Source organism: Bacillus sp. S2(2024) (assembly GCF_050474045.1).
Taxonomy (GTDB): Bacteria; Bacillota; Bacilli; order Bacillales; family Bacillaceae_G; genus Bacillus_A; species Bacillus_A yunxiaonensis.
Window position 1 is genome coordinate 1,912,667 of record NZ_JBFLUS010000003.1, and the last position, 15,637, is coordinate 1,928,303.

The following is a 15,637-nucleotide window of genomic DNA, read 5'->3' on the forward strand; positions in this document are numbered from 1 at the left end:
AAATCTGTAAAATTGTAAAAAAGCTAACAGCATGGAGAGAATATGAAATTGTTAAATGAAAAAAGAGTGTTATATCTTCTTAGTCTCATTACAACTATCATTTTTTCTTTCATTCTTTAAATCGGGATTCGAATTGAAGGATCCCATTTTTTATTTGGCATTCCAGCTCAGTGGTTGGGATATTACGGAGAAATACGATTTAGTTTTGGAATATTAGGTTTATTACTTGATTTTTTGGTTTTCTATTTTGTTTTTTGGGGCATTAAACAAACTTCGAAAAATGTTATTTAAGAGTCAAAAATAGTTCTTATATCAACTAATAACGTTTTTAATCTTCATATGCCCTTCAGTATATACAGGATGATCTTTTAATTTTTCCCACATATCACATATGCTGAAGGACTCCCAACATCATGGCTGCATCCCTTTTTGAATATTAGTAATATTTACTTACAAATTAAAATCTTTAATTTTATTTAATTATTATTTATGAGTATACTTATTGTAATAATATTTTGAATATTCACAATAGTAGCTGTTTGAATACTTCTACGTGAGTAAAAAGGGGGGGGAATCATTTAATGAGTTATAATTTAGACGAAAATTTGAAAAGAAGTGCAAGTAATTTCCCAGATAGTATCGCTTATATCTATAGGGATAAAAGTGTTACTTATACAGAACTAAATCAGCAAGTGGATCGATTAGCTGCTGGTTTGTCTGCCCGAGGAATCGGGAAGGGAGATGGAGTGGCCCTTTTATTAGGAAATAGCCCTGAATTTCTCATTACGTACTATGGCATTTTACGACTAGGTGCATTTGTTGTTCCGATGAATCCTATGTATACCAAAGAGGAAATCAATTACACTTTAGAGGATAGTCAGGTTAAAGCGGTTATTGCTCACGTATCTGTAGAACCGAAGTTATCAGAAGTAAAGGGACAATTGAAAAATCTAAAGCTAGTCATTTATACAGATGCCGAGGATCGGGAATGGGAGCAACTGATGGAAACAAGCAATGATGTTTGCCTAAGTCCTTTTATTGATCAGGAAGATCCTGCAGTCATTCTATACACATCAGGAACAACAGGGAAACCAAAGGGTGCTATGTTATCGCATCGGAATTTGGCTTCGAATGCAGATGCCATTTCAGAATTAATTGAACTCCATGATAAAGATTGTGTAGTATCTGTTCTACCAATGTTTCATGTTTTTTGTATGACTATTTGCCTGAATGCGCCAATTGCTTGCGGGGCAACTGTCCTGATCATACCTAAATTCAGCCCTCTTGATGTGGTCCGTACCATTCGAGAAAACAAGGCAACAGTGTTTGCTGGAGTTCCTACGATGTACAACTTTATCTTTCAAATTCCTAAATCCACTGCGGAAGATTTCTCATCCATTCGCTTGTGTATTTCTGGAGGTGCTTCGATTCCAGTCGAGCTGCTACAAAAATTTGAAAACAAGTATAACGTTTTTATCTTGGAAGGGTATGGGCTTTCGGAAACTTCGCCTCTCGTTGCTATTAATCCTTTAAATGGAACCCGCAAGCCAGGATCTATCGGTCTAGATATACCAGGAGTCAAGAGTAAAATTGTCAATGAGGAAGGAAAAGAATTGCCGAGAGGAGAAGTCGGAGAATTAGTAGTTCAAGGGCCAAATGTAATGATTGGATATTTGGGGATGCCGGAAGCTACAGCAGCTGCCTTTATAGATGGATGGTTTTACACTGGTGATCTAGCAACAATGGATGAAGAAGGATACATCTACATCGTTGATCGAAAGAAGGATATGATTATTGTTGGTGGATACAATGTATATCCTCGTGAAGTGGAGGAAGTTCTGTATCAACATCCAGCTGTTGTAGAGGCAGCCGTAATCGGAGTTTCCAATGGAGAATACGGAGAAAACGTAAAAGCTTATGTCGTAGTTAAGGATGAACAAATCACTATGAATGACATTATTCAATTCTGTCAGGGTAAGCTGGTGAAGTACAAGCTTCCTAGACAAGTGGAATTTTCTAAAGAGTTACCTAAAAATGCAACAGGGAAAATCTTGCGCAGAGAGTTAAGACAATTGATTGAAGTTAAGTAAGAAACTAACTAACTATATTGTTGAAGGAGGATTATGTATGTCGTCCATTTTAAAGGAAAAAGTTCAAGGACCAGTAGCGTGGAAAGGTATTGATCTAGCTAAAGATGATTCATGGGTTTATTATTTGTCTGCGAAAACGATCGTATCTCTTGAAAATGCTTTATTTTATGTTAAACAAAAGGGTTTACAAGCACCTAATTTTAACAAGGAGGACTTCCCAATTTCTGATCTTTCTGATGAAATCGCTTACTTTGTTGAAGAGCTAGAGAATGGGAGGGGGTTCTTATTAATTCGTGGATTACCAATGGAAAGGTATACGGATGAAGAAGCGAGCATCATTTACTGGGGCCTCGGACTTCACATGGGTATTCCAGTATCGCAAAACGCAAATGGTGACCTCTTAGGGCACGTCATTGATCAGGGTCTTAGCTTAGAGAATTCAAATGTACGCGGTTACCAAACGAAACTCCATCTTCCTTTTCACGCAGATGGATCTGATGTCGTCGGATTATTAAGCCTTCGAAAAGGAAAATCTGGGGGGTTTAGTAGTATCGTAAGTTCAATGGCTGTTTATAATGAAATTCTTGAGAAGTATCCAGAGTATCTTGGAATTCTCTGTCGTCCATTCATCTTTGATCGTCGTGGTGAGGAAGCACCAGGTGAATCTCCAGTATTTACATCACCAATTTTTAGTTATTATGATGGTAAATTGAGCTGCAGATATGTCCGTACATTTATAGAATCAGCACAAGCGAAAACAGGTATCCATTTGTCAAAAGTTGAAATTGAAGCGTTAGACATACTGGATTCGCTCCTTCATGATGAAAACATGCATTTTAATATGATGTTGGAGCCAGGTGATATGCAATTCGTCAATAATTATACTGTCCTTCACTCCCGTACTCAATACGAAGACTATGAAGAGCCGGAACGCAAACGTCATTTATTAAGATTGTGGCTCACGATGCCAAATGGCCGAGAAATTGCAACTGATTTCGCGATGTTTATTGATGAGAAAACAGGTAAAGCGGGTCGCGGCGGTATTCCCGTCCGTGGAAAAACATCTGGCGGTATTGTAGAAAACTTGAAGTAATTGGGTTTAAATCCGCAAGACTTACCTTTATAAACCGTTTCATAAGAACACCAATTGATTAATATGATAGGGACACCTTTTCAGATGTCGGGAAAAGGTTTTCCCTTGATGGTAAAAATAAGGGGGATTTATACGTTGAGCACTCCAAAATATTCTTGGATTATATTATTATTTCTAGTTGCTTCAGGTATGATTAACCAAGTTGATAAAATTGTTATTGGTTTGGTTTCCGTTCCCCTAATGAAAGAGTTACATTTAAGTCCTTCACAATGGGGATTGGTGGGAAGCTCCTTCTTTTGGTTCTTTACCTTTTCCTCTATTATTCTTGGTGGTATGGCCGATTCCAAAAACACGAAAAAAATGTTAACTTGGATGTCACTTACATGGTTGATTGTTCAATTTCTCACACCTTTTGTTTCTAGTCTGTCCCTGCTAGTGTTTACAAGAATGATCTTGGGAGCAGGCGAAGGTCCAGCTCCAGCTCTATCAACGGCTATCATGGGAAAATGGTTCCCGAAACATAGACATGGTATAGGTTTTGGTGCTGTTCTGTTAGGAACAACAGGCGGATCAGCGATTGCTTGACCATTATTAATCTCTATGATTGATCGATATGGATGGAGATCTGCTTTTATAGCTATGGGGATTGTTGGACTTATTGTGCTAGTGTTATGGGTCATTTTCGGTAAAGAAAGTCCAAAAGAAATCGGGTTGCCTTCATTTCATCAAGAGGAGCAACATTCATCAACTCTCTCTAAAGTTTCTTGGCGTCAGTTTCTTCCGCATCTGTTGTCTAAAAATTTTGTTTTTACCGTTTTATGCGGAGGTTGTGCTTATTGGTTATTGTCCGTTCAAGCGATATGGTTTCCAGCATACTTTACTAAAGTTCAGCATTTTAATGGTCAAACATTAAAACTAGCCGTGTCGTTACCATTTCTTTTCGCTGCCATTAGCCAAATTGGATTTTCTATGCTATCAGATCGGATTTATCGCAAAACTGAGGATATTCGTAAAGCACGAATAAATCTTGCCGGTTCCATGATGGTGCTATCTGCTTTTTGTGTATATTTGGCAAATGCCGTGAATTCAAGTGCTATATCCATCCTGTTCTTCACCCTAGCTCCAGGTTTTGCCTATGTCATTCTTTCACTCGCACCCGCAATATTGATAGATTTTTTTTCTCCCAAAAACATCGGAAAAGCACAAGGGACGTTCATTGCTCTTTCAAGTTCAACAAGTATTATTGCCCCACTCGTATTCGGGTATTTCATCCAATATGCAGCGACTGAGGCAATCGGATATCATTATGGGTTTCAAGTAACTGCTTTGGGTATGTTCGTTATCGGATTATTATTTTGGATCGTTGTTCGCCCCGCAAAGCAAAGCAACACAACAATAAAAGCAGAGGAACAAGTGAGTATTTAAAAATATACAGCAAATCAGAGGGCGGTTATAACTTCAATGAAGGATCTTCTTAGTTAGTGAATATACCAAATTGAGGTAGGATGGCCATAACTATGTTAATAGATTTGGTCAATGTATCTATTACTTAGTTTTTTGAAAGGGCTAGTTTGTGAGATTGAATGACGCTATATTAATACAACTTAATTATAAATTAAAAATAACAATTTTATTTCATTTATAATTATAAGTATACTAAAGAAAAGAAAATTCAAAATATTCAGTCATAATATTTATGTAAACGCTATTAATGTTTTGGGAGGTAGCGAGAGGTTCGGGTCCAAGAGCGATTAAGATGTTTCGCTTTTCTTCATTCTTAACGCTAAAAAATTCGGTCATATCAAGTAAGAAAATAACCAAATGAATAAAGGAGGAAGATTTATGTCAGTTATTATAAAGCAAAAAATTCAAGGGCGTTCAGCATGGAAAGGCATTGAACTAGCTAAAGATGATTCATGGATTTATTATTTGTCTGAAAAAACGATTGCTGCTCTTGATAAGGCATTATTACATGTTCAACAAAAGGGATTAAAAGCACCAGATTTTAAAAAGGAGGATTTCCCGATTCCTGATCTCGCTGACGAAATCAAATACTTTGTCGACGAACTGGAGAATGGGAGAGGGTTTCTATTGATTCGCGGATTGCCAATGGAACGGTATACTGACGAAGAAGCAAGCAGCATTTACTGGGGTCTCGGACTTCACTTGGGACTGCCGATCATCCAAAGTAAAACTGGGGACCTCTTAGGGCATATCAAAAACATAGGTAAAGACTTTAATGATAATACAAAAGTAAGAGGTTACCAAACGAATGTGCATCTTGACTATCACACAGATCTTGCTGATGTGGTCGGATTACTATGTCTTCGCAAAGCGAAATCTGGTGGTTTAAGCAGTATCGCTAGTGCAATGTCTATCTATAATGAAATTCTGGAGAAGAATCCAGAGTACCTTGAAATTCTTTTTCGTCCATTTGCCCATGACCTTCGTGGAGAAGAAGCACAAGGTCAATCTCCGGTAGTTCAATCACCAATCTTTAGCTATTACGATGGTAAATTGAGCTGCAGATATATGCGCCAATATGTCGAATCAGCACAAATGAAAACAGGTATCTGTTTGTCAAAAGAAGAAATCGAAGCGTTTGATTTTGTAGATTCCCTTACTCATGATAAAAACTTTCATATTGATATGATGATGGAACCAGGGGATATGCAATTCGTTAATAATTATGCGGTTTTTCATTCACGTACATTATTTGAAGATTATGAAGAAGATGACCGCAAACGTCATTTATTAAGATTGTGGCTCATGATGCCAAATGGCCGAAAAATTGCCCCAGATTTCGAGTTTTATATCGGAGGAGCACCTGTAATTAGATAAAAAGCTGGCGGCAATGTTAATCACTAATATCTCTTATATCAAGTTGTATGGTGATTTTATTCATCGAAATAAGGTGAATAAAATCACCATTGTATGTTTTTTATGATGAAGTGAATGTGAGCGTTTCAGGATCGGAATAAAGGTTTAGGAAATATCCGAGTTAATTTTAAAATAAATGGAAGTGAGGATGATGTTTCATGACAAATTTAGATCCGCAAGCAGAAAAATATTTACAAGTATTTAATCAGATGCCGCCTATTCATAAAATGGACCCTAAGACAGTAAGAGAGCTACTTTCGAAGGCACCGCGCCCTGCTGTAAAATTAGATCCGGTTTCAACGGTAGAGAACTTGATGATACCGGTAAGCAAAGACGAAGAAATCAAATGTAGGGTATACATACCGGAGGGGCAAGGGCCCTTCCCGATATTTATTTACTACCATGGTGGAGGATGGGTTCTAGGAGACATTGAAGTGATGGATGCAAGTTGCCGAATGATAGCAAATAGAACGGCTAGTATTGTTGTCTCTGTAAACTATCGTCTTGCTCCAGAGTATAAGTTCCCGACTCAAGTCGAAGACGCATATGCGGCATTGGAATGGGCTTATGAAAAAGGGACCTCCTTTAACGGAGATGTTACGAGATTGGCAGTCGGAGGGGATAGCTCAGGTGGAAATCTAGCGACAGTAGTAACTATGATGGCGAGAGACAGAAAAGGTCCCGACATCGCTGCACAGGTCTTAATCTGCCCTGCGACAAATCTTGAGTTTAATACGGAATCCCATCAAACATTTGTAAAAGGTTTTGGTCTGGATCGCGAACAGCTGATTTGGTTCCGTGATCATTATTTAAGGAATGATGAGGACAGGTATAATGAATACGCTGCTCCTTTAGTTGCTGAAGATTTAAGCGGTCTCCCGCCAGCACTCGTAATCACAGCAGAAAATGATGTGCTTCGAGATGAAGGAATGGCTTATGCCGAACGATTGAAAAAGTTTGGTGTGCAAGTTGAATATGTATGTGAACTTGGTATGATCCACGGCTTTTTTGCACATATGGCTATTTTCTCTAAGAACATTGAATCAACTATTTCTAAGATTGACAAGTTCTTGAATGCTGCTAAATATACAATAGGGTAGATGTAGATTAAAAAGTTATAAAAAACGAGCCTCAGCTTTTAGCGAGGCCCGTTTTTTAAATACACTATTATTGGTAATCTAAGATACAGTTACAATATCAATCCTAGCTTTTTAGTAAAAAACGGTTTCTCCAATTCCGCCGGTTACTGAAATGACATCACCAGTAATCGATGCCGCCAAAGGTGAAGCTAGGAAGGTAATGACATTAGCAATTTCTTCTACTGTAATTAAGCGGCCGAGTGCATTGAGTCCTGCCATCTGACGCACAGCATCTTCGTTAGTGACGCGGTTTCTAAACATTTCCGTATCAACAATCCCTGGATAAACAGCATTGACGTTAATTCCATGCTTTCCTAATTCCAATGATGCTGATTTTGTTAAATGGACAACAGATGCATTACGGGGACCGGAACTAAAATAATTACCGCCAATTCTAGCAGCCAGACCACTTATATTTATAATACGTCCCCAATTATTTTCTATCATATAAGGAGCTACAGCTCGCATACAACGAAAATAGCCCATATACTTTTCTTCAAAATCTTTCAAAATAAGTTCATCTTTAATACTATTAAAATCCTCTGGCTCAAAGCCGCCAACACGGGCTCCACTGTTGATCAAAATATCAATGCTTCCCATTGCTGCTGCTGATTTTTCAACTAAATTTAGGATAGAGTCAGGATCAGTGGTATCTGCGACAATTGGATAGATATTTCTGTTTGTTTCTTGAGCTAATTCCTCAGCAGCGATTTTGAGTGAGGATTCATTTCTTGAGCAAATCGTGCAATCTACACCTTCCAGAGCCAATTGGCGAGCAGTAGCTTTACCAATCCCGCGGCTTCCTCCAACAATAAGTGCTTTTTTTCCAGATAACTTTAAGTCCATAGTTCAACCTCCTGTTTCGATTTAACCGTAAAAGACCAAACTCGAAAGTGATTTTTTGGAATATTAACTCATTTATACTTTTAATTCTACTGATAAATTATAATTAAATAAAATTAAAGATTTTAATTTGTAATTAAGTACTACTAATATAAAATAGAAAAAACTACTTTGTAAATAAAATAGAACCTTAGTAAAATGTATCAGTTTTTTATTTTTCTTGTATAATCGAATAGGTTCCTCAAGAGAGCGGCTCACTCCTATGCTTGTTTGTTGATAGAAGGAGAGGAGATACATGACAATTACAGATTGACATAGGGATAATCATGTGTAAAAGCGAATATGACTTTTACCAGCAATGTCATCAATCCGGGAGAAGAAGCTATCTTTGGTTCCCCTACTTTCGTGGAATTGAACAAGTTGGCTGTGTCTTTTGTTTCCTCAAGCTTTCTTAGTACCTCAAAGGCAAGTATTAGAATGATTCTACCTTCCATCGGTTGCTAGAGCACCGTGTCCCCGTGAGTGATTAAAAAACTTTAGTCTTAATTTCTTTTCTAAGCTGGCAGATCGTGAATGGAGCCAACTGAAGATTCCATGCTATTGTAGCCAGAGAACTATGTTTTGTAAATTTAATAATATGTTGTAATCCTTTTTGAATATTAATAATACTTACTTACACATTAAAATCTTTAATTTTATTTAACTGAAAATTATTAATATAATGAATTAAATAACAATTAATGTAATCACAGTAGTTGTTATTCAAAGTACTTCCATGTAAGTAAAAAGGGGGGACATCATTTAATTATGTAATAACTTATTTAACAAAGAAATTGGGAAGGGAGATGGAATCGCTCTTTTACTAGGAAACAAACTATCCTGTTTATGAAGGGATATTCATTCTTAGAAAGACTTGCAGTAATTCTATACACATAAGGAATAACCAATAAAGAAAAGTTTGCGATATTATCTCATCAAAACTTGGTCATAAATGACTGTTTCTATCATGATAAGCTGGTAAAGTACAAGCTTCCTAGACAAGTGGAATTTTTAAAAGAGTTACCCAAGAAAACAATAGGGGAAATTTAAAAATTGCATTAGAAAACGAAAGAGGCGTATCTATGCCGTTCATTTTAAAGGAGAAAATTAAAGGACCAGTAGCATGGAAAGGTATTAATCTAGCTAAAGGTGATTCATGGTTTTATTACTTGTCCGAGAAAACGATAGCATTTCTTGAAAGCGCTTTATATTTTGTTAAACAAAAGGATTTACAAGCACCTCATTTAAATAAGGAGGACTTTCCGATTCCGGATCTTTCTGAGGAAATTACTTATTTTATCGGAGAGTTAGGGGATGGAAAGGAATTCCTATTAATTCGTGGATTACTATTGGAAAAATATACAGATGAAGAAGCGAGCATCATTTACTGGGGTCTCGGACTTCATCTAGGTATTCCGGTAACGCAAACGTCATTTACTTAGATTATGGCTCACGATGCCAAATGGCCGAGAAATCGCACCTGATTTTGCGATGTTTATTGATGAGAAAACAGGTAAAGCGGGTCGCGGCGGTATTCCCGTACGTGGAAAAACAGCTGGTGGTATTGTAGAAAACATTAGATAACGAATTTAATAAATATCAGGAGTATAGCTACGGGCTCAAACCTTGGGGATTTATCTTTAAAAATCGTTTCATAAGAGAAACAATTCGTTCATGTGATGGGGAGTACCTTTCAGAATGTAAATAATGGTTTTCCTTAAATAGTAAAAAGTAAGGGGAGATTTTTATATTGAATACCCCAAAATATTCTTGGATTATATTATTATTTCTAGTTGCTTCTGGTATGATCAACCAAGTTGATAAAATTGTCATTGGTTTGGCTTCCGTTTCCGTAATGAAAGAATTGCATTTAAGTCCTTCACAATGGGGATTGGTGGGAAGCTCCTTCTTTTGGTTCTTTACCTTTTCTTCTATCATTCTTGGCGGCATGGCTGATTCTAAAAACACCAAAAAAATGTTAACTTGGATGTCGGTAGTATGGTTGACTGTTCAATTTGCTACACCTTTTGTTTCCAGTTTATCTATGCTAGTGTTTACAAGAATGATCTTAGGAGCAGGCGAAGGTCCAGCTCCAGCTCTATCAACGGCAATAATAGGAAAATGGTTCCCAAAACATAGACATGGGATAGGCTTTGGTGCTGTTCTCTTTGGAGCAACAATCGGGCCTGCAATTGCTTCCCCATTATTAATCTCATTGATCGACCGATATGGATGGAGATCTGCTTTTATAGCCATGGGGCTTGTTGGATTTATTGTACTCGTTTTATGGGTTATTTTCGGTAAAGAAAGTCCAGAAGAAATTGGGGTGCCTTCACTTCATCAAGAGGAGAAGCATTCATCAACCCTCTCTAAAGTTTCTTGGCGTCAGTTTCTTCCACATCTTCTGTCTAAAAATTTTGTTTTTATCGTTTTGTGTGGAGGTTGCGCCTATTGGTTATTGTCCGTTCAAGCGATATGGTTTCCGGCATACTTTACGAAAATTCAACATTTTAATGATCAAACATTAAAACTAGCCGTATCTTTACCTTTTCTTTTCGCTGCCATTAGCCAAATTGGATTTTCTATGCTATCAGATCGGCTTTATCGCAAAACTGGAGATATTCGTAAAGCTCGAATAAACCTTTCTGGTTTCATGATGGTGCTATCCGCTCTTTGTGTATATCTAGCGAATACTGTAAATTCAACTGCTATATCCATCCTGCTCTTCACCCTTGCTCCAGGTTTCGCCTATGTCATTCTTTCACTCGCACCTGCAATATTAATGGACTTTTTTTCTCCCAAAAACATCGGAAAAGCACAAGGGACCTATGTTGCTCTTGCAAGCTCAACAAGTATTATTGCCCCGCTCGTATTCGGGTATTTTATCCAATATGCAGCGACTGAGGCAATGGGATATCGTTATGGGTTTCAAGTAACTTCTTTGGGTATGTTCGTTATCGGATTATTGTTTTGGATCGCTGTACGTCCCGCAAAGCAAAGTCACACAACAATAAAAGCAGAGGAGCAATTGAGTATTTAAAAATCATTGTTGAGTGGATTGATGAAGGAAAGAAATAAGTAAATATGAAAAGGAGGTTGCATAAATGGATCGTTGTGTAAATTGTCATGAAGAACTAGCCATTATGGAGCGAAATCGTAGTGAGTGCTGGAATTGTCAAGAGAGGATGTCCGAGACTTACTTTGATGATCATATTGAAGTAGAAAATGAAGTAAATAGTTTATATAACAAAATCGGGAGCTTCGCAGATAGTAAAAAATCAAAGAATTCTCTGATTAAATCAACCTATATATTTAAGAGCTTATGAATCACCAAATCAAACGGAATAATACCACCATTGAGGATAGGAGGATAATTTTTCATTACGAATTAGAAGCAAATGTAATAGCTAAATTTCCAATAATCACTTGCAGAACTCCATCCATATTTATAGTAATTGTTCAATATCCATGACTGTAACCATTTTTGAATATTAGTAATACTTACTTACACATTAAAATTATTAATTTTATTTAACTATAACTTATAAATATAATTAATAACATGATATATTTTAAAAATTAAGAATATTATTTAAATTGGAGGAAGCAAGAATGTCATCTAAACAATTGTTTGATTTAGCAGGACAGACAGCAATGGTTACGGGAGGCGGTAGCGGGTTAGGGCGTGTAATGGCACTGGCATTGGCTGAGGCTGGTGCAAACGTCGTAGTTTGTTCACGTCGTATGGAGGTTTGTGAAGAAGTTGTGAAAGAAATCGAAGCGTTAGGGAGACAAGCGCTTGCTATTTCATTGGATGTAACAGTTCCTGAATCTGTCGCTCAAGCTGTGGAGAAAGCGGTCTCCCATTTTGGGAAAATCGAAATTTTAGTTAACAGTAGCGGAACGGTTTTTGAAACACCCGCTACGGACATGCCTTTAAAACAATGGCAAGCTATGCTCGATACAAATGTAACAGGTACATTTTTGATGTGCCAGGCTGTAGGAAAACATATGATAGACAACGAATATGGAAAAATTATTAACATTTCTTCTTCAATCGGCTTTAAAGGTACTGACCCAGAAGCTGTAGATTCTGTAGGATATACGACAAGTAAGGGGGCAGTTATGACTTTAACAAAGGATCTTGCAGTTAAGTGGGGGCGCCATGGAGTGCATGTGAATTCTATTGCTCCTGGAGTTTTCACTACTGGAATGAATAACCCAGAAATACCGGGAACACTTGTACACAAGGCTGGCCCAATCATCGCCTCCCAAGTTCCAGTAAGGAGGTTAGGTAGAGACAATGATTTAGTAGGAGCAGTTCTTTATTTTGCTTCAGCAGCTTCTGATTATTGTACAGGACAAATATTGACTCTTGATGGGGGACTTGGCGCTAAGTAACCGTCAAGTTGATGGCGTAAATTAATAATACTTAATTAAATATTAAAAATAATAATTTTACTTAATTAGTAATTATAAATATACTGAAAATAATAAATTCTCAATATTCAATTAACTTATTATTGTAAACGTTATCAATATGCGGATTTCAAAAAAATGAAAGAGGGGATATAAGTGAGTAACGTAAAAAGTGTAAAAGAGGTAACGGCATTCCATGCCAATAATATTTGTCCGGACGATTTGCCTTGGATTCCTTATTTTGGAGATGCGAAATTTAAATTGCTTAAAGCCAATCCAGTGACAGGACAAACGGTTACGTTATTAAAAGTTCCTGCGGCTATGCAACTTCCCGCTCATTTTCATCCTGGTACGGTCATTGTTTATACCGTCCAAGGTACTTGGAGATATCTTGAGGATCCTTGGGTCTCCAAAGCTGGTGATGTCGTTTATGAGCCGGCTGGATCCTCACATACACCTCAGGCTGTAGGGGATGAAGAAGTTATTACATTGAATATTGTTGAAGGAACATTAGACTATTTAGGTGAGAATGGAGAAATTATTGCCAGAGATAATTGGGAGTCATTCCTGAAAAAATACCATGACCACTGCGCGGCTGAAGGAATTGAGCCTGTAGATGTGACCAAATTTTAAAAGATAGATTCGTAAAAAAAGAGAAGCCCGACGTTCACATGTGACGAAGATGCTTCTCTTTTTTCGTTCTTAACTCTTAACAATTATAGATTTTAGATAATGAATATATTTGTTGGCAAAAGTGGATAAATGTTTATTCTCTGATCGAACCAACCCTAAAGAAATATTTACAGTCCTATGATTTATCAAATCAATCGGAATGATATCACCATTGATGACAGGGGGATAATTTTTCATTACGAAATCAGGAGCAAATGTAATAGCTAAACTTTCAATGATGGCTTGGAGAACTCCGTCCATATTATTTGACGTAAATAGGATTTTTAAGGGCTTATATTTGTTAAAGAAATCTTGAACAAAATATTGCATAAATTCACCGTTATATGTAACGAGAGTTTGATCAAGTATATCATGCGGAGCTATTGTACCAAGATACGCTAAGGGAGAATGCTTAGAAACATATACTTTTTGTTTCCCTTCAAATAGGGTTTCAAAAGCAATTCCTTCCATGTTTATGTTCAAATCGGTTGAATATGTAATTAGTCCGATGTCGGTCTTATGCTGTCGAATATCTTCAATCACAGCAGATCCACTTTTTTCAGACACCTCCACATTCACATGTGGATATTCTTGTCTAAAAGCGGCTATAGCTTTTACCAGAAACGTCGTCAATCCGGGTAAAGAAGATAATCTTAGTTCTCCCACATCCAAGGAATTGAATGAGTTGGCTGTCTCTTTAATTTCTTCAATTTTTTTCAGTACTTCGTAGGCGAGTTTTAGAATGATTCTACCTTCATCTGTTGGTACAGCACCGTGTCCACGGGAGCGATTAAGAATTTTAATTCCTAACTCCTTTTCTAAGCTGGTAATGGATTGACTAATTGTGGATTGGGTCACATGAAGATTCTGTGCGGCTATAGTCAGAGAACTATGCTTTGAGACCTCAATAATATATAGCAATTGTTCAATGTTCATGGCCGTCCCCCTTTTTTAATATTAATATTACTTACTTACACATTAAAATCTTTAATTTTATTTAATTATAATTTATGAGTATAATCAAAAACAATACGAATATTTATAAATTTTAGAATATTCTAAATAAACAAAGGGTAGCTAGAATGTTATCTAAACAATTGTTTGATTTAACAGGACAGACAGCAATGGGTTGTAGCGGGTTAGAGCGTTAGAGCGTGTAATGGTGGCGCTAGTGTTGGCTGAGGCTGATGCAAACGTCGTGGTTTGTTCACGTCGTATAGAGGTTTCCGAAGACGTTGTGAAAGAAATTGAAGCATTAGGGAGAAAAGTACTTGTCCTAGCGTGGGATGTAACAGATTTTGAATCTGACGTTCAAGGTGTGGATAAAGCAATTTCTCTTTTTCGACTGGATAAATAATGCATGAGGAGGAGACGGATGCCAACAAAAACTGTTTTGATTACAGGTGCTACAAAAGGAATCGGTTTGGAATTCGCTAAAGTTTTCGCAAGCCATTGTTATAACTTGGTATTAGTTGCTAGAGACGAAACGTTGTTGGAACAACACGCCGAGAATTTAAAAAAGGATTATGGCGTGCAAGTGAATACTTTTGCTGGTGATTTGAGCAGCTATACAACGATAGAGAGCTTGCATCAACAATTGAAAAACGAAGGAATTGACATCGATATTTTAATTAATAATGCTGGGGCTGGCGGGTTTGGGTTCATGACGGAAGCAGATATTCAGAAAGAAATGGAATATCTGCAGCTTAATATGATCTCGCTTACGTATTTAACTAGACTTTTTACAGATGATATGGTGGAACGAAAGCAAGGTAAAATCTTAAACGTGGCTTCACTAGCAGCCTTTCAGCCAGTTCCGCGGATGTCGATGTATGGAGCAAGTAAATCGTACGTCTTATCCTTTTCAGAAGCGATTGCAGAAGAACTGAAAGGAACCGGGGTTCAAGTTTCCGTATTATGTCCTAGCTTTACTAAAACACCACTCACGCAGCAATTCGCCGGGGCAGGAACGAAAGTGTTCAATAAGAACATGTTGGATCCGCAAATGGTTGCTAAGTGTGGCTTTGAAGGATTAATGAAGAATAAAAGGGTAATCATCCCGGGCTTTAAAAATAAACTCATGGCTAAATCTGTGGGACTACTGCCAAGGAAATGGGTAACCATATATACTCGAAAACTTCTTGAGCAAAAAGTGTGAAAAATTACAGACTTATATTATTGTTGCTGATTTATTCTAGGTAGTCTCACTTGTAATGGGAAAATTCAAAAAGTAATAGTAAACTTTTAACAGAATCAAAGGGATTAAAGAGGCATTCCGCTTCTTTAAGAAGGGAATACCTTTCATAAATATATAGCAACTAATAAATTATTTAGGTAATAGGAGGAAGAAAGGTGGCCGAAAACTTTAACTTTTATAAAATTTGGAAAGAGTATTCTCAACTTGAAGAAGTTGTGAAAAATCAAATTCTATTAGTTAAGAGGTCCTTTAGCTTATAAATCAT

General features: G+C 37.1%; 14 protein-coding genes and 1 pseudogene. 13 read left to right on the forward strand and 2 right to left on the reverse strand.

The features are described 5' to 3' along the window. Positions 1-581: 581 nt before the first annotated feature. The 5 genes and pseudogenes from AB1284_RS09555 (at position 582) to AB1284_RS09575 (ending at position 7,163) form a co-directional block, all read left to right on the forward strand. Positions 582-2,090 carry a long-chain-fatty-acid--CoA ligase gene (locus tag AB1284_RS09555; protein ID WP_429749870.1) on the forward strand — a complete coding sequence of 503 codons (1,509 nt, stop codon included), beginning with the start codon at positions 582-584 and terminating at the stop codon, positions 2,088-2,090. 37 nt (positions 2,091-2,127) lie between these two features. Continuing rightward, positions 2,128-3,183 carry a TauD/TfdA family dioxygenase gene (locus AB1284_RS09560; protein WP_429749869.1) on the forward strand — a complete coding sequence of 352 codons (1,056 nt, stop codon included), beginning with the start codon at positions 2,128-2,130 and terminating at the stop codon, positions 3,181-3,183. Positions 3,184-3,372: 189 nt separating this feature from the next. After that, positions 3,373-4,608, forward strand: a pseudogene (locus tag AB1284_RS09565) (MFS transporter). Positions 4,609-5,025: 417 nt separating this feature from the next. Further along, a complete protein-coding gene (locus AB1284_RS09570; protein ID WP_429749867.1) occupies positions 5,026-6,024 on the forward strand; it encodes a TauD/TfdA family dioxygenase in 999 nt (332 codons plus the stop codon). A gap of 197 nt (positions 6,025-6,221) precedes the next feature. After that, positions 6,222-7,163 (forward strand): alpha/beta hydrolase, encoded by a 942-nt coding sequence (locus AB1284_RS09575; protein ID WP_429749866.1) that lies wholly within the window; start codon positions 6,222-6,224, stop codon positions 7,161-7,163. A gap of 111 nt (positions 7,164-7,274) precedes the next feature. Here the strand turns inward: AB1284_RS09575 and AB1284_RS09580 are convergent, their stop codons facing one another. Next, positions 7,275-8,048 carry an SDR family NAD(P)-dependent oxidoreductase gene (locus tag AB1284_RS09580; protein WP_429749864.1) on the reverse strand — a complete coding sequence of 258 codons (774 nt, stop codon included), beginning with the start codon at positions 8,046-8,048 and terminating at the stop codon, positions 7,275-7,277. Positions 8,049-9,166: 1,118 nt separating this feature from the next. Here AB1284_RS09580 and AB1284_RS09585 point away from each other — a divergent pair. The 6 genes from AB1284_RS09585 (at position 9,167) to AB1284_RS09610 (ending at position 13,136) form a co-directional block, all read left to right on the forward strand. After that, complete coding sequence (locus AB1284_RS09585; protein WP_429749862.1) at positions 9,167-9,526, forward strand: hypothetical protein; 360 nt, start codon at positions 9,167-9,169, stop codon at positions 9,524-9,526. Positions 9,527-9,539: 13 nt separating this feature from the next. Continuing rightward, a complete protein-coding gene (locus AB1284_RS09590; protein WP_429749860.1) occupies positions 9,540-9,668 on the forward strand; it encodes a hypothetical protein in 129 nt (42 codons plus the stop codon). Between the two features lie 166 nt (positions 9,669-9,834). Further along, on the forward strand, positions 9,835-11,124 hold the full coding sequence (locus tag AB1284_RS09595; RefSeq protein ID WP_429749858.1) for an MFS transporter: 1,290 nt from the start codon (positions 9,835-9,837) through the stop codon (positions 11,122-11,124). Positions 11,125-11,188: 64 nt separating this feature from the next. Further along, complete coding sequence (locus tag AB1284_RS09600; RefSeq protein ID WP_429749856.1) at positions 11,189-11,410, forward strand: hypothetical protein; 222 nt, start codon at positions 11,189-11,191, stop codon at positions 11,408-11,410. 286 nt (positions 11,411-11,696) lie between these two features. Beyond that, entirely contained in the window at positions 11,697-12,485 is a 789-nt protein-coding gene (locus tag AB1284_RS09605; protein WP_429749854.1) for an SDR family NAD(P)-dependent oxidoreductase, read from the forward strand. Between the two features lie 174 nt (positions 12,486-12,659). Then, positions 12,660-13,136, forward strand: a complete 477-nt coding sequence (locus tag AB1284_RS09610; RefSeq protein WP_429749852.1) for a 2,4'-dihydroxyacetophenone dioxygenase family protein — start codon at positions 12,660-12,662, stop codon at positions 13,134-13,136. A 69-nt stretch (positions 13,137-13,205) separates the two neighbouring features. On the opposite strand, the gene AB1284_RS09615 is transcribed toward AB1284_RS09610, so the two are convergent. Beyond that, complete coding sequence (locus tag AB1284_RS09615) at positions 13,206-14,111, reverse strand: LysR family transcriptional regulator (protein WP_429749850.1); 906 nt, start codon at positions 14,109-14,111, stop codon at positions 13,206-13,208. 235 nt (positions 14,112-14,346) lie between these two features. On the opposite strand from AB1284_RS09615, the gene AB1284_RS09620 reads away from it, so the two are divergent. Together AB1284_RS09620 and AB1284_RS09625 are read left to right on the forward strand one after the other, a co-directional pair. Beyond that, a complete protein-coding gene (locus tag AB1284_RS09620; RefSeq protein ID WP_429754308.1) occupies positions 14,347-14,532 on the forward strand; it encodes an SDR family NAD(P)-dependent oxidoreductase in 186 nt (61 codons plus the stop codon). Between the two features lie 18 nt (positions 14,533-14,550). Next, the gene (locus AB1284_RS09625) at positions 14,551-15,333 is read left to right on the forward strand and encodes an SDR family NAD(P)-dependent oxidoreductase (RefSeq protein ID WP_429749848.1); all 783 of its coding nucleotides are present in this window, start codon (positions 14,551-14,553) and stop codon (positions 15,331-15,333) included. Positions 15,334-15,637 lie beyond the last annotated feature (304 nt).

Bases quoted from the DNA above. Each gene is read 5' to 3' on its own strand.
- AB1284_RS09600 (WP_429749856.1), top strand. From the start codon at position 11,189: ATGGATCGTTGTGTAAATTGTCATGAAGAACTAGCCATTATGGAGCGA.
- AB1284_RS09580 (WP_429749864.1), bottom strand. From the start codon at position 8,048: ATGGACTTAAAGTTATCTGGAAAAAAAGCACTTATTGTTGGAGGAAGC.
- AB1284_RS09590 (WP_429749860.1), top strand. From the start codon at position 9,540: ATGCCAAATGGCCGAGAAATCGCACCTGATTTTGCGATGTTTATTGAT.
- AB1284_RS09570 (WP_429749867.1), top strand. From the start codon at position 5,026: ATGTCAGTTATTATAAAGCAAAAAATTCAAGGGCGTTCAGCATGGAAA.
- AB1284_RS09560 (WP_429749869.1), top strand. From the start codon at position 2,128: ATGTCGTCCATTTTAAAGGAAAAAGTTCAAGGACCAGTAGCGTGGAAA.
- AB1284_RS09575 (WP_429749866.1), top strand. From the start codon at position 6,222: ATGACAAATTTAGATCCGCAAGCAGAAAAATATTTACAAGTATTTAAT.
- AB1284_RS09615 (WP_429749850.1), bottom strand. From the start codon at position 14,111: ATGAACATTGAACAATTGCTATATATTATTGAGGTCTCAAAGCATAGT.
- AB1284_RS09585 (WP_429749862.1), top strand. From the start codon at position 9,167: ATGCCGTTCATTTTAAAGGAGAAAATTAAAGGACCAGTAGCATGGAAA.
- AB1284_RS09605 (WP_429749854.1), top strand. From the start codon at position 11,697: ATGTCATCTAAACAATTGTTTGATTTAGCAGGACAGACAGCAATGGTT.
- AB1284_RS09625 (WP_429749848.1), top strand. From the start codon at position 14,551: ATGCCAACAAAAACTGTTTTGATTACAGGTGCTACAAAAGGAATCGGT.
- AB1284_RS09555 (WP_429749870.1), top strand. From the start codon at position 582: ATGAGTTATAATTTAGACGAAAATTTGAAAAGAAGTGCAAGTAATTTC.